The organism is Microbulbifer mixtoriginis (SeqCode), assembly GCF_052467705.1.
Genome location: NZ_CP174322.1, coordinates 3650055 through 3663955, shown reverse-complemented (window position 1 = coordinate 3663955; position 13901 = coordinate 3650055). Strand labels below are relative to the sequence as shown.

Below are 13901 nucleotides of genomic sequence, written 5' to 3'. Positions count from 1 at the left end.
CGGGAGTAGTTCGGTGAACTAGCTGAGAAGCTACATAAACTCTATTTGGGAGCAAATCCAAATGACTAACAAAATTATCCAGCAGCTGGAGCAGGAACAGCTGAAGAGCGAAGTACCTCCCTTCGCGCCGGGCGACACTGTAATCGTTCAAGTGAAAGTAAAAGAAGGTAACCGCGAGCGTCTGCAGGCGTTCGAAGGTGTGGTAATCGGCAAGCGCAACCGCGGCCTGAACTCCTCCTTTACCGTGCGTAAAATCTCCCACGGTGTTGGTGTTGAGCGTACTTTCCAGACTCACAGCCCGCTGGTTGACAGCATCAAGGTTAAGCGTCGTGGTGACGTACGCCAGGCTAAACTCTACTACCTGCGCAGCCTGACTGGTAAAGCCGCACGTATTAAAGAGAAGCTTAACTAAGCACCTCTCATACAGCTCGCAGAAAAGCCGGGGTTATTCTCCGGCTTTTTTGTATCCGTAGTCTTCCCTTTATGGCCAGTCATGTGCCAAGCCCGAAAGGCTGAATTGCCATGGAAGTGCATTTGAACTTCTGGCCTCACGCTTCTCCCTTTGTCCCCGACAGCTACGCTATCTACCCCTGTATCCTTTAGATCAGCGCACAACTTGGGAGTTTGTACGTAGTGTCCAGTGCCTGAATATGTTAAAACGCGCCATGTGGATCTGAAATGGCATATAGCTGCCATACTGGCTGGAACTGAAGGCCGACGTTTGAGTCGAACCTCATTGAGAATTTAAGGAGCAATCGGTAATGATGCTTATCAAGAAGCCGCTGGCGCTCGCTGGAGTGCTGCTCGGTCTGCTTGGCCCAGCGGCCCTTGCAGAGGTCGACGCAAACGTTGCGAAGACAATCAAAGCCCGCCTTGAGGCAAGTAACCCCAAGCCTACTTATGGTGAAGTGCGTGAGACCCCGATCGAGGGGCTCTACGAAGTAGAGCTTGACGGTGGTAGCAGTACTCTGTTTGTCTCAGCCGATGGCAACCATTTTATTCTGGGGGACCTGTTCCAGGCTAAGACTGGCGGAGGCTTTGCGAACCTCTCTGAGGGGCGCCGAGCAACTCGCCGGGCCAAGGTGATGGAAACCCAAAGCATCGACGATATGATCGTCTTCTCGCCCAAAGGCGAGACCAAAGCGCGTATCTATGTTTTCACCGATGTCGACTGTGGCTATTGCCGCAAGTTGCACCAGGATGTTCCTGAGCTGAACAAGCGCGGGATCGAAGTAAGATATTTGGCATTCCCGCGCGGAGGCCTGCAATCTCTGGGTTATCGCAAGCTCGCTACTGCCTGGTGTGCCGATGACACCAATAAAACGCTCACCGCATTGAAGAACCGCGAAAACGTGCCTTTGCAGGTCTGCAATAACAACCCGGTTGCCGCCCAATATAAATTGGGTAACGAGGTGATCGATGTACGCGGCACGCCCACTATTGTGATGGAGGATGGCAGGGTTGTGCCCGGTTATCTGCCTCCAGCCACTCTAATTAAAGAGCTGGGTATTTAAGATCAGCGGAAGAAAGCGGCCTCTCTAAAGCGGCCGCTTTTTTATCTAAGTCGGGCTCTTCAATGCTACTTTACGTGGCTGAGTCATATTCTCTGGAGCGAGAATATCATTTAACTCTTCCTCACTTAGTAACCCCTCATCCAAAATCAACTGCTTGACGCTCGCGCCCGTCATCAATGCTTGCTGGGCAATACGAGTGGCATTTTCGTAGCCGATAAACGGATTTACCGCGGTGATCAGGCCGATACTGTTTTCTACCAACTGCCGGCAATGCTCTTCATTCGCGCTGATGCCATTGACACAGCGTTGAGCCAAGGTATGCATGGCTTGGGTCATTAAGCGCATAGACTGTAGCAAGTTGAAGGCGATAACTGGTTCCATGACATTTAACTGCAGCTGGCCCGATTCCGCTGCCAAGGTGATTGTCAGGTCGTTACCGATTACTTGGTAGGCCACCTGGTTGACCACCTCGGGAATTACTGGATTTACCTTACCAGGCATAATGGAGGAGCCTGGCTGCATCGGTGGCAGATTGATTTCATTGAGACCTGCGCGAGGGCCGCTGGAGAGAAGGCGTAGGTCGCTGCAGATCTTTGAAATTTTTACTGCGATACGTTTCATTACCCCGGAAAACATGACGAAGGCACCCATATCAGAAGTGGCCTCTACTAGATTTTCCGCGCAGACAAAGTCGATGCTGGAAATTTCAGACAGTGCCGATACAACCAGTTGACGATATTGCGGGTCGGTATTAATACCTGTACCGATTGCGGTGCCGCCCATATTAATTTCTTTAAACAGGGCTACTAGCTCTTTAACCCGAGCGACATCTTCACGAATGGTTGCAGCAAAAGCGGCAAACTCCTGCCCCAGGGTCATGGGTACTGCATCCTGTAGCTGGGTGCGGCCCATTTTAATAACCTGTGCAAATTCCTTGGCTTTGCCATCAAATTCGATACACAGCTCCTCCATAGACTGCACCAGGTCGTTGTAGCTGAGCAGGACTGCTAGGTTGATGGAGGAGGGGTAAACATCGTTGGTGGATTGCGATAGGTTTACATGGTTGTTGGGGTGAGCGTTTTTGTATTCACCCTTATTGTGGCCGAGCAATTCCAGCGCGCGATTGGCAATTACTTCATTGGCGTTCATATTGGTGGAGGTGCCGGCACCGCCTTGAATCATGTCTACCAGGAATTGATCGTGCAGCTTGCCTTCAATAATTTCATCGCAGGCTTTGGCAATTGCCGCTTCCAGGTTCTTTTCCAGGTAGCCGAGTTCGCAGTTGGCATGAGCCGCAGCCTTCTTCACCATGGCCAGCGCTTTGACCAAATTAGGGAAGTGGTTGAGGGTGATACCAGTAATTTGGAAGTTTTCCAGGGCGCGCAGGGTTTGAATGCCAAAATAGACATCGGCCGGTACTTCGCGCTCTCCGAGCAAGTCTTTTTCGGTGCGGTATTCACTACTGGTAGTGAATACCGGCATGGGTTTTAGGGTGTGGAAATCGTTTGTCATGGACTTCTGCTTTCTCTTCATCTGCATAAGGGCAAGTGCACCAATAACCAGAATTAACCTGGGTTACGGGGTGCCCGTGGTTGTTATCATTTGGGCCTCTTGGTTGGGCCTTTAATAGAAATTCATGCTTAAAGTGGAGTGGCAAAAAAACTCTGTGGACCTTCAGTGTTTGAGGCTCGGATATTTTCGCGAATACTGCGATTGATCTCATCGGAATCCGGGCCAAATACCCCGCACAGTTTTAATGCGTTTTTGATGCTGATATTACGTCCGAGAGATTCCAGCAATACTTTTGTACATACGGGTTCGCGCCGGTCACTGGCAGAGGCGCCCAGCTTGAGGCCGGATAAATAACTCACTCGGCTTTTATAGGTGGGATAGAGGATTGTCTGGGCGATTTCGTTGCGTGTCAGCGCTTCGTAGCCAATCAAAAATATACGCTCAGAGAGAAAAAGCAGCATGCCTTTGTAGCGGGACTTGTACCACTCCTCCCTATCTGGATAGCGCATGCGCTCGAAGCGCTGGAAGTAATATCCTTCCCCATCGGACTCGATATGCAGCAGGCTGCGAATAATATGATCGGGAAAAGTCATCGAGTAGTGATATTCAAAGTAAAAGCCCAGGTATTTATCAGCGCGCCCCTGTGACTCCCGCATTAGCAAGTCAATATCCATAGAGTAGGGGCGGGAGGATTCGACAGTCGTAGCGGTGCGGCGCACCCGAACAATTTGCTCAAACTGTTCGGCGGGCATCAAAATTTCATGGGGTTCAACACCAAAGAAGTGGCAGATTTTACTGAGAGTGTACTGTGAGGGCTGAGTATTGCCGCTGAGGTATTTGTTAAATTGTGCTCGGTTCACACCCATGCGCCGACACACTTCGGCGATGGAGCGATAGAAACTGCACAGCAGGCGTAAGTTTTGTGAAAAATTATTGCTCATCAAGGAGTATCTGCTTCTGGTCTAAATGCCCAGTATTTTCCTCTAAACCAATACCTGGCCACATTTGGTCGCCCGATAAAAAGCCGTCGGGATTTATATCTGCAACGATAAGCTAGCAGAATTTTTTCTGCGCATTGCTCAATAAATCCCGTTTGATTTTGTTAGGGGGTGCATTCCCCGCATAGCGGGGTTTCCATTAAGTCTTTAACTTCACTGTTTGTGTGGTTCATGGCTAACAGGTGATTCAATTTGGCATAGCAGGCTTCGCTGGTCATATCCAGGCCACCGATCACACCGGCGCGCAGTAGTGCGGAGCCGGCAGCGTACTTGCCGAGATCCACATGGTTTTCCAGGCATTGTGATACCGCCACACAAATAATTCCCAGCTCTGTAGCTCTGGTAAGCTGCTCGGTAAATGCCTGATTGTCGGTGGGGGCATTGCCGGTACCGTAGGTTTCAATCACTATACCGCGTGGGCGTGCTTCAATAACTTTACTGAGAAACAGCGGAGTAATTCCGGGGAATAGTTTCACTAATACAACGCTGCCATCGGCGTTATCGGGGATTTCAAACTGCGGTGTGTCTCCGTGCATCAATAAAGCATTAGGATCGATATGCACCTGGATGCCCACTTCGCCGAGGCTCGGATAATTGGGACTGGAGAAGGCATCCAGTGAGCCGGAGCTAACTTTTACCGCACGGTTGCCACGCAACAGCTTGCCGTTAAAGTAGAGGCAGACCTCACCGATACTATCTGAACCGCTCAATAGCAAGGCGGCGATTAAATTGTTATAGGCGTCGCTGCGCATTTCCCGCAAGGGGATCTGAGAGCCGGTTACCACTACCGGTTTGGCCAGTCCCTGCAGGGCGAAGGACAGCGCGGAGGCGGTATAAGCCATAGTATCGGTGCCGTGCAGCACAACAAAGCCTGTGTAGTGGCTATAGTTGTCGCGTATCAGGGCGGCGATGCGGTACCAGTCCTGGGGCTGCATATTGGCGCTGTCGAGGAGCGGGTCGAGGGCCTGGAAATCATAGCTCGGCAGTTGGCCGATCACATCCTGTAGCAGGCGCTGCAGGGCATCTTCAAGATCGGCGTCCGGCACATAGCCGGATTCACTGCGGCGCATTCCCAGGGTTCCGCCAGTATAAAGGATAAGGGTTTTTTTCATCACTCGACCGCTATCTGAGTCCGTTTTTCAGTGCGCCCATTTTTTGGAAAAGGCGCGGTGGATGCAATTTCGCAGGTTGCTGGTACCTGATGCTAGTAGATGCACTTATAGCATCTACTGAGGATGGCTCCTATTTCAAGGAGTTCTTTTGGGTGACAAAAGTTTCGTTTACCCCATCGTTGAGGGTGGAGTTTGGCTGGCGCAATTTTATTGACTTTTTTGCTTTCAGCTCGGTAAGGTTGTCGATATTTTGTTAATTTTATTTGTTTTTATTGCGTCTTCTCCTGGTGTGGCATTTTAGGTTGGGGTGCATTACCGGGGGCCTACGCGCGGAGGGAATTTGTGAGCGCAACAATTGAAGACGTCGCAGAGGCGGCGGATCAGATGCCTGCGGTAGAGCCGCAGCGTGCAGTGCGTATTGGTGTTTGCGGTTTGGGCACGGTGGGCAGCGGAACAATCAATGTCCTGGCGCGCAATGGAAACGAAGTGGCCGCGCGTTGTGGCCGTTCGGTAGTGATTGAGCAGGTCGGGGCCCGCCGCGACAACCCCGATTGCGATACCAGTGAGCTGGATGTTACCCGCGATATCTTCGATGTCGCCAACAACCCCAATGTCGACATTTTGGTGGAGCTGATTGGCGGCACCACGGTAGCGCGCGAGCTGGTCTTGGTGGCAATTGAAAACGGCAAGCATGTGGTGACCGCGAACAAGGCACTGATCGCCGAGCACGGTAATGAGCTGTTTGAACTGGCCGCACAAAAGGGCGTCACCATTGCCTATGAAGCGGCCGTGGCCGGCGGCATCCCTATTATTAAATCCCTGCGCGAAGGCCTGGTGGGCAACCGCATCGAATGGCTCGCCGGCATTATTAATGGCACAGGAAATTATATCCTCACTGAAATGCGCGAGAAGGGGCGCAGTTTTGATGAGGCTCTGGTTCAGGCACAGGCTCTGGGATATGCAGAAGCAGACCCGACCTTCGATGTAGAAGGCATCGATGCTGCGCACAAGCTGGTAATTATGGCCTCCCTGGCTTTCACTATCCCGCTTGCCTTCGACAAGGTATATACCGAGGGTATCAGCCGCATTTGTCCGGAGGATATCCGCTATGCCGATGAACTCGGCTATCGCATTAAACATCTGGGCATCGCACGCCGCACAGAGCAGGGGGTGGAACTGCGGGTACATCCAACCCTGATTCCACAGCGTCGCCTGATCGCCAATGTAAATGGTGTGATGAATGCGGTGTTGGTCAACGGCGATGCGGTGGGGCCAACGCTGTATTACGGCGCAGGCGCCGGTGCCGAAGCTACAGCCTCGGCAGTGATTGCCGATATTGTCGATGTGGCGCGCACCCTGGATGCCAAGCCGGATCAGCGGGTACCGGCTGCCGGGGTGGCCTTGGCAGAGCAGGGCGATACCCTGGTGTTGCCGGAGGAAGAGGTGGTCACCAGCTATTACCTGCGTATTTCCGCTCATGATAAGCCGGGTGTTATGTCCAAGGTGGCAACTATTTGTAGCGATCAGGGCATCAGCATTGAGGCCCTGATCCAGCACGAGCCGGTCGATGGGGAAGAGTTGGTCCCAGTGGTGATTCTCACCAGCCGTGCCAGGGAGGCCTGCCTGCGCGAAGCGGTTACACAAATTGAGGCCCTGGATACGGTTGAAGGGAAAGTGGTGCGTATTCGCGTGGAGAGCCTCGGTTAAGCCCTCTCCCCTATTGCTAGATGGCGCCTTTCTCTATGAATAGGCGCCAGTTTTCTTTATTGCCTACGAGATCCAAGAGCGAAACAACACCGTGAAATTTGTCAGCACCCGCGGCCGCGCGCCGTCTCTCTCTTTTGCCGATACTGTCCTCACCGGGCTCGCCAGCGATGGCGGTCTCTATGTGCCCGAGTCACTGCCGCAATTTTCCCGAGAGGATATTGCGGCTATGGCGGGTATGGATTACCAGCGGTTGGCTTTTGAAATTATTCGGCCGTTTGTGGGAGAGGATCTCAGTGAGCGGGAGCTGCGCAATATTATCGAGCGCTCCTATGGTTTGGGGCAGGGTCAGTTTCGTCACAGGGCGGTAGCGCCTTTGGTACAGACCGATACCAATGAGTGGATTCTTGAGCTTTTCCACGGCCCGACTTTGGCCTTTAAAGATTTTGCCCTGCAGTTTCTCGGTCAGTTGTTCGACCACCTGCTGAAAAAGCGTGGTGAGCGCGTGGTGGTGATGGGGGCGACTTCCGGGGATACCGGTTCGGCGGCGATTGAAGGCTGCCGCCACTGCGACAATATCGATATTTTTATTTTGCACCCCCACAATCGGGTCTCAGAAGTACAGCGCCGGCAGATGACCACAGTGCTGTCAGACAATGTGTTCAATATCGCCATGGAAGGTAATTTCGACGATTGCCAGAATATGGTGAAGGCCAGCTTCGCCAACCAGTCCTTTTTGCCCGATGGGCGCCGTTTAGTGGCGGTGAACTCCATTAATTGGGCGCGCATTATGGCGCAGATTGTCTACTACTTTTACGCCGCCTTGCGCCTTGGCGCACCGGAAAAAACGGTAAATTTCTCCGTGCCCACCGGCAACTTCGGCGATATTTTTGCCGGTTATCTGGCAAAGCAGATGGGTTTGCCAATCGACCAGTTGGTGATCGCTACCAATGCCAACGATATCCTGCACCGCTGCATCAGCGATAACGATCACACGCCCAAACCGCTGATACACAGCCTGTCGCCCAGCATGGATATCATGGTGTCGAGCAATTTTGAGCGCCTGCTGTTTGATCTCTACGGCCGCGATAGTGCCGCAGTGGCGGAGTTGCTGGCAGATCGCAGTGTACCTATGCACTTGAGCGAATCGGCCCTGGCGCAGGCCCAAAAGACATTTTCCAGCTATAGGGTCGACGATGCGCGTACTATTGAGGTGATTCGTGAACAGTACCAGGCGACCGGCTATCTGCTCGATCCCCATACCGCTATTGGTGTCGAGGCCTCAAGAAGAGTGCGTCGCTCCGCCGAGCAGCCAATGGTTTGCTTATCCACCGCACACCCGGCAAAATTCCCCGATGCTGTGGCGCAGGCACTGCCACAAACCGAAATCCCCCTGCCGGCCCATATGCTGGACCTCTGGCAACGCGAAGAGCGATTCAAGGTGCTGCCCAACGACTTGTCCCAGGTGCACGATTATATGGCGACCATGCTGTCCGAAGGGCACTAGCTGGCGCAGCGAGGGACTTGGCGGCCGGATTAAAAATAGCTGAGAGAGAATGAATACAACAATTCAGCGGCGGCCAGTGGATTTTTCCACTGGCCGTTTTGCTTCTGAAACCCCCCAAATTTTACAGAGGGTACTGCTTGGTCGCGGTATCGTCAGCGAGGAAGCCCTGGACCACAGCCTCGCCAAGCTGCAACAACCACAGTCGATGCGGGGGCTGGATATAGCGGTGACACTGCTGGTGGAAGCCGTGCGGGCGCAACAGAAGATCTTGATCGTCGGTGACTTCGATGCCGATGGTGCCACCAGCAGCACGCTCGCCGTGCTGGCACTGGGGGCCATGGGTGCGCCGGGCGTGGACTTCCTGGTGCCGAACCGCTTTGATTTTGGTTACGGCCTCACCCCGGAAATCGTAGAGGTGGCCAAGGATTACGCCCCGGATATGCTGATCACCGTGGATAACGGCATCAGCAGTATCGATGGGGTGGCGGCGGCCAAGGCCGCAGGCATGACAGTGATCGTAACCGATCACCACCTGCCCGGCAGTGAGCTGCCGGGTGCCGATGCCATTGTGAACCCGAACCAGCCGAACTGTGATTTCCCCAGTAAGAATCTCGCCGGTGTGGGAGTTATCTTTTACCTGTTGAGTCGTCTACGCAGTGCCCTGCAGGAATGCGGTTGGTTTGCGCAGAGCGGTATCGCTCCGCCGAATATGGCCGAATTTCTCGATTTGGTGGCGCTCGGCACTGTCGCTGACCTGGTGCCGCTGGATCACAACAACCGCATTCTGGTGCACCAGGGTATCGCCCGTATTCGTTCCGGGCGCTGCCGACCCGGTATTTCCGCTTTATTAGAGGTGGCCGGGCGAGACCAACGCAGGCTTTCCACCACCGATATTGGTTTTATCCTGGGGCCACGTATCAATGCGGCCGGGCGCCTGGATGATATTGGCACAGGCATCCGCTGCCTCCTGACCCGCGATCCCAGTGAAGCTCGTGAGTTGGCGGGGGAGCTGGATATGCTCAACCGGGACCGCAAGGCCATAGAGCAGGGTATGCAGCGGGAAGCTCTAGCGGCGTTGGAAGAACTGCAGCTGGAGGGGGAAATTCCCTGGAGCCTGTGTCTCTACGATGCCAATTGGCATCAAGGGGTGGTGGGTATTCTTGCCAGTCGTATCAAGGAGAAATTCCACCGCCCGGTAATTGCCTTTGCCGAAGGGGATAACGGCCTGGTAAAAGGCTCGGCGCGTTCCATACCCGGCTTACATATCCGCGATGCCCTGAGCGATGTGGCCGCAGCCAATCCTGAGCTGATCAGTAAATTCGGCGGTCATGCCATGGCCGCAGGGTTGAGTCTGCCTGCACAAAACCTCGATGCTTTCCGGGCGGAGTTTGAACGAGTGGTGCGCAAGCGCCTGGATGAGAATCAATTGCAGGCCGTGATCGATTCCGATGGTGAATTGGATATTGCAGACTACACCCTGCAAACCGCGGCCCTGTTGCGTGCCTGTGCCCCCTGGGGGCAGGCGTTTCCCGAGCCGGTCTTCGATGGCGAGTTTCTATTGCTTCAGCAACGCATTGTCGGCGAGCGGCACCTGAAAATGGTGGTCGCTCCGCCGCAGGCGCCACAGCTGGCCCTTGATGCCATTGCTTTTAATATAGATACAGACCAGTGGCCGCAGCCCACCGAGCGAGTGCGCCTGGCTTACAAGTTAGACGTCAATGAATTTCGTGGGCGCGAATCCCTGCAATTAATGGTGAGCCTGCTGGAGGCTATATAGGAGCACCTTTCGGGAAGTTGTGAATTGCTTGGAGCTTGTTCACAACAGTAATAAAAAGTGGTTGGAAGTAAAAAGTAGTGAAACGTAAACAAGTCCAGGCCGAAGTCCTGCTGTTATTAGCCGCTCTTTTCTGGGGCGTCGCCTTTGTGCCACAAAAGATCGCCATGGCAGATATTGAGCCGTTGGCGTTCAATGCCTGGCGCTTTATCCTCGGCGGCCTGATTTTAGTGCCTATCGTTTATTGGCTATCTTCGCGCAGAGATGCCCAACCTGGCGAGGCGAACGGACATACCGTTAGCCACCGCTGGAGAGCCTGTTTACCCGGCGGTGCTCTACTCGGTTTTTGGTTGTTCCTAGGTGCGGCGCTGCAACAGATCAGCCTGCTCTACACCACTGCTGGCCGCGCTGGTTTTATCACCGGGTTTTACCTCCTGTTGGTGCCGGTTATCGGTTTGTCCCTCGGGCATAAAACCAATCGCTGGACTTGGGGCGGTATTGGTCTGGCTTTATTTGGCCTCTACTGGCTGGCGGACTTCAGTGAAGAATCTCAGTTAGTTGGCGACCTGATGGTGTTTGCCAGTGCTTTTGTCTTCGCCATCCAGGTGCTCTCTGCGGATCGCTTGGTGAAACGCTACGATGCACTGCGTCTGGCCTGTATTCAGTTTCTGGTCTGTGGTCTGTTGTCGGCCCTGGCATCCCTCTTCACCGAGCAGGCAACGATACAATCCGCTGTGGATGCGGCCTGGCCGATCGCCTACATGATGATTTTCTCCACTGCGCTGGCATTTACTTTCCAGTTGTTGGCTCAGCGCCATGCGGCACCATCCCACGCCACGGTGATTATGAGCCTGGAGGCGGTGTTTGCTCTAGCGGCAGGCTGGTTATTCCTTAATGAGATGCTTAACACCACAGAATTGATTGGCTGTGGCCTGATGCTGGCTGGGATGCTGGTAAGCCATTATGGGAACCACAGTGGTACCCATCACTAGGAAAATACAATGGAATTGTCTGTACTCGCGCTTTTTGTCCCCGCCAGCTTTTTTGCCTCGGTAACCCCGGGACTGTGCATGATGCTGGCCCTAAGCCTTGGTATTACGGTGGGGGTGCGCCACACCCTGTGGATGATGGTTGGCGAGCTGGTAGGAGTAGCGCTAGTGGCCTTGGCTACGGTGCTCGGTGCGGCGGTGGTAATGGTGCAGTATCCCACTGTATTTCAGCTATTTAAATACTGCGGCGGTGCCTACCTCGCCTGGATGGGCATACAGATGTGGCGTTCCCGGGGGCAGCTGGCTTCTCTTGATGCGGCACAGGGGCGCGCCCGGCCCTCCGCAAAAGCGCTGATGGTTCAGGGGTTTATTACTGCGGTTGCAAATCCTAAGGGGTGGGCCTTCTTTATTGCTCTGTTGCCGCCCTTTATCAACCAAAGCAAGCCCTTGGCACCGCAGCTTTCTATGTTGATCGCCACCATACTGTTGCTGGAAACCTTGTGTTTGCTGATTTACGCTGGGGGTGGTCAGGCCCTCAGTCGCCTGCTGGAACGCGCTGAAAATGTACGTTTAATTAACCGTATTTCCGGTACTTTGATGTTACTGGTGGGAGCCTGGCTGGCGCTGTCTTAAGCTGGGTGGCCATTGCTTTATGGAGGAAGTGTGATGGTGAAAATAAAATTGTCTGCTTTGCTGGTGCTGACTTTACTGGCTATGGCGGCCTGCGGTGGAGCCAAGGAGGAAAAGGCTATGGAAAATCAGGTAGAGAATACCCCGGGCTCCAGTCAGCCAGAGGTGACGTCCAACCCTCCCGCAACTAGGTCGGGCGAACTGGTTTGGGTCTATCGCAAGAGTGGCCGCAAGCAGTGTGAGGGCGGTGGCATGACTTTACAGCAGAGTCAGGCCAAGTTACGGGAAAATGGTTTGATGGTGCAGGAATCCCGCTGCGGTGTGCGCACAGATCGAATGTTTCCGGCTGTCTGTGGTGCGCCCACAGGGGATATATTGTTGCACTTGATCAGTATGGATGCTCTGGATGCCGCCCTGGAGCTGGGTTACGACCCCGCCGAAAAGATGCAGTATCAATTTTCCCAGTGCCGGGATAACAGCGCTTAAGGGTAAACTCTAGTGGTCAATAGGTTGGGAGTTGGCAGTGAATATTTCTCAGGCGGCACAGCATTCGGGGCTCAGTAGTAAGGCCCTGCGCCACTATGAATCGATCGGTTTGGTGACTCCCGCGCGCAAGGCCAATGGCTACCGCCATTACACCGAGGACAATCTGGAGACCTTGCGCTTTATCCAGCGCGCTCGCGCCTGCGGCTTCTCCATAGAGGAGGTACGCACTCTGTTGGGGCTTAAGGGTAATCCCGAGCGACACAGCCGCGAAACCAAGCAGTTGGTGCACGAAAAACTCTCCATGCTGGAAACCCAGTTGCGCGATATGTTGGCAATGCGTGAAACCCTACATTCGTTTATCGACAGTTGTGCCGGTGATGACTCACCGGACTGCGCGATTTTGCAGCAGTTATCCGGCCAGTTTGGCAAATAGGGATTTTGCGCAATTTACAGCGGCTGGCTGACTGGAAGGACCCCCGCGCGCTGCGGTAGAATGCGCGCCGCTTTTTATTTTGTCCGGACACCGAAAGTTCATGGAAATCAATCCCCTCCTCAATCAATTAAAAGACCTCGAAGAGCGCACTGACGTTCTTAGGGGGTATCTTTGACTACGCCAGCAAGAAAGAACGTCTTACCGAAGTAGAGCTGGAGCTAGCTGAGCCGAGCGTTTGGGACGACCCCAACCGCGCGCAGGAACTGGGGCGCGAGCGCTCTTCCCTGGAAACGGTGGTTAATACCATCGAAAACCTCGACTCCGGCATTGCCGATTGCCGCGAGCTGTTGGAAATGGCAGTCGAGGAAAATGATGAGGACTCCGTAGGGGAGGTCTCCACTGAGATCGAAGGTCTCCAGCAGCAGCTGGGGATTCTGGAATTCCGCCGTATGTTCTCCGGCGAGAACGACGAGAACAATGCCTACCTGGATATTCAGGCCGGCTCCGGCGGTACCGAGGCCCAGGACTGGGCGGAAATGATCCTGCGTATGTACCTGCGCTGGGGTGAAGCCCATGGCTTCAAGACCACCCTGGAAGAGGTCTCCGCAGGGGAAGTTGCCGGTATCAAGAGCGCCACCGTGCACTTTGCCGGCGATCATGCCTTCGGCTGGCTGCGCACAGAGACCGGCGTACATCGCCTGGTACGCAAATCGCCGTTTGATTCCGGCAACCGCCGTCACACTTCTTTCAGCTCGGTATTTGTGTCGCCGGAAATCGATGACAATATCGAGATTGAAATCGACAAATCTCAGGTGCGTGAAGACACCTACCGCGCGTCTGGCGCCGGTGGTCAGCACGTGAACAAAACCGATTCTGCGGTACGTTTGACCCACACAGAATCTGGCATCGTCGTACAGTGCCAGAGCGAGCGCTCCCAGCACCAGAACCGCGATAAAGCCTGGAAAATGCTGCGCGCAAAAATGTACGAGCAGGAAATGCTCAAGCGCAACGCAGAGAAGCAGGCCATGGAAGACAGCAAGGCCGACATCGGTTGGGGCAGCCAGATCCGCTCCTACGTGTTGGACGACCAGCGTATCAAGGACCTGCGTACCAGTGTCCAGACCAGCAACTGCCAGGCAGTACTGGACGGAGACCTGGACCAGTTTATCGAAGCCAGCCTCAAAGCCGGCCTCTGATTTAAAGACTCCACTCTCACCGCGTCCCTCGTCTCTCACTAATGGG

At 54.1% G+C, this 13901-nt stretch carries 13 protein-coding genes; 10 read left to right on the top strand and 3 right to left on the bottom strand.

Annotation, left to right across the window (positions count from 1 at the left end; translation table 11 throughout):
* Positions 1–55: 55 nt before the first annotated feature.
* Positions 56–412, top strand: a complete 357-nt coding sequence (rplS, locus tag ACJJIB_RS16020) for a 50S ribosomal protein L19 (RefSeq protein ID WP_286037023.1) — start codon at positions 56–58, stop codon at positions 410–412.
* Between the two features lie 349 nt (positions 413–761).
* A complete protein-coding gene (locus ACJJIB_RS16015; protein WP_252082637.1) occupies positions 762–1514 on the top strand; it encodes a DsbC family protein in 753 nt (250 codons plus the stop codon).
* Between the two features lie 45 nt (positions 1515–1559).
* On the opposite strand, the gene aspA is transcribed toward ACJJIB_RS16015, so the two are convergent.
* From aspA to ACJJIB_RS16000, 3 genes are all read right to left on the bottom strand, one after another.
* Positions 1560–3026 carry an aspartate ammonia-lyase gene (gene aspA, locus ACJJIB_RS16010; RefSeq protein WP_444884190.1) on the bottom strand — a complete coding sequence of 489 codons (1467 nt, stop codon included), beginning with the start codon at positions 3024–3026 and terminating at the stop codon, positions 1560–1562.
* A 128-nt stretch (positions 3027–3154) separates the two neighbouring features.
* Complete coding sequence (locus ACJJIB_RS16005) at positions 3155–3967, bottom strand: helix-turn-helix domain-containing protein (RefSeq protein ID WP_252082633.1); 813 nt, start codon at positions 3965–3967, stop codon at positions 3155–3157.
* Between the two features lie 161 nt (positions 3968–4128).
* Complete coding sequence (locus ACJJIB_RS16000) at positions 4129–5136, bottom strand: asparaginase (RefSeq protein WP_444884191.1); 1008 nt, start codon at positions 5134–5136, stop codon at positions 4129–4131.
* Positions 5137–5520: 384 nt separating this feature from the next.
* Here ACJJIB_RS16000 and ACJJIB_RS15995 point away from each other — a divergent pair, with 384 nt between their 5' ends.
* The 8 genes from ACJJIB_RS15995 to prfB all read left to right on the top strand — a co-directional run bounded on the left by ACJJIB_RS15995 (position 5521) and on the right by prfB (position 13855).
* A complete protein-coding gene (locus tag ACJJIB_RS15995) occupies positions 5521–6843 on the top strand; it encodes a homoserine dehydrogenase (protein ID WP_444885898.1) in 1323 nt (440 codons plus the stop codon).
* 91 nt (positions 6844–6934) lie between these two features.
* Complete coding sequence (thrC, locus tag ACJJIB_RS15990; protein ID WP_444886820.1) at positions 6935–8347, top strand: threonine synthase; 1413 nt, start codon at positions 6935–6937, stop codon at positions 8345–8347.
* A gap of 49 nt (positions 8348–8396) precedes the next feature.
* Positions 8397–10124 carry a single-stranded-DNA-specific exonuclease RecJ gene (recJ, locus tag ACJJIB_RS15985; protein WP_444886819.1) on the top strand — a complete coding sequence of 576 codons (1728 nt, stop codon included), beginning with the start codon at positions 8397–8399 and terminating at the stop codon, positions 10122–10124.
* A gap of 77 nt (positions 10125–10201) precedes the next feature.
* Positions 10202–11113: a DMT family transporter gene (locus ACJJIB_RS15980; protein WP_444884194.1), complete on the top strand. Its 912-nt coding sequence runs from the start codon at positions 10202–10204 to the stop codon at positions 11111–11113.
* A 9-nt stretch (positions 11114–11122) separates the two neighbouring features.
* Positions 11123–11743 carry a LysE family translocator gene (locus ACJJIB_RS15975; RefSeq protein WP_444884195.1) on the top strand — a complete coding sequence of 207 codons (621 nt, stop codon included), beginning with the start codon at positions 11123–11125 and terminating at the stop codon, positions 11741–11743.
* A 33-nt stretch (positions 11744–11776) separates the two neighbouring features.
* A complete protein-coding gene (locus tag ACJJIB_RS15970) occupies positions 11777–12226 on the top strand; it encodes a hypothetical protein (RefSeq protein WP_444884196.1) in 450 nt (149 codons plus the stop codon).
* A gap of 37 nt (positions 12227–12263) precedes the next feature.
* Entirely contained in the window at positions 12264–12659 is a 396-nt protein-coding gene (locus ACJJIB_RS15965; RefSeq protein ID WP_444886818.1) for a MerR family transcriptional regulator, read from the top strand.
* Positions 12660–12759: 100 nt separating this feature from the next.
* Positions 12760–13855 (top strand): peptide chain release factor 2 gene (gene prfB, locus ACJJIB_RS15960; protein WP_157533496.1). Its coding sequence is split into 2 segments (ribosomal slippage): positions 12760–12831 and positions 12833–13855, totalling 1095 coding nucleotides; the frame shifts between segments, so codons are not numbered across the junction.
* The last annotated feature ends 46 nt before the right edge of the window (positions 13856–13901 follow it).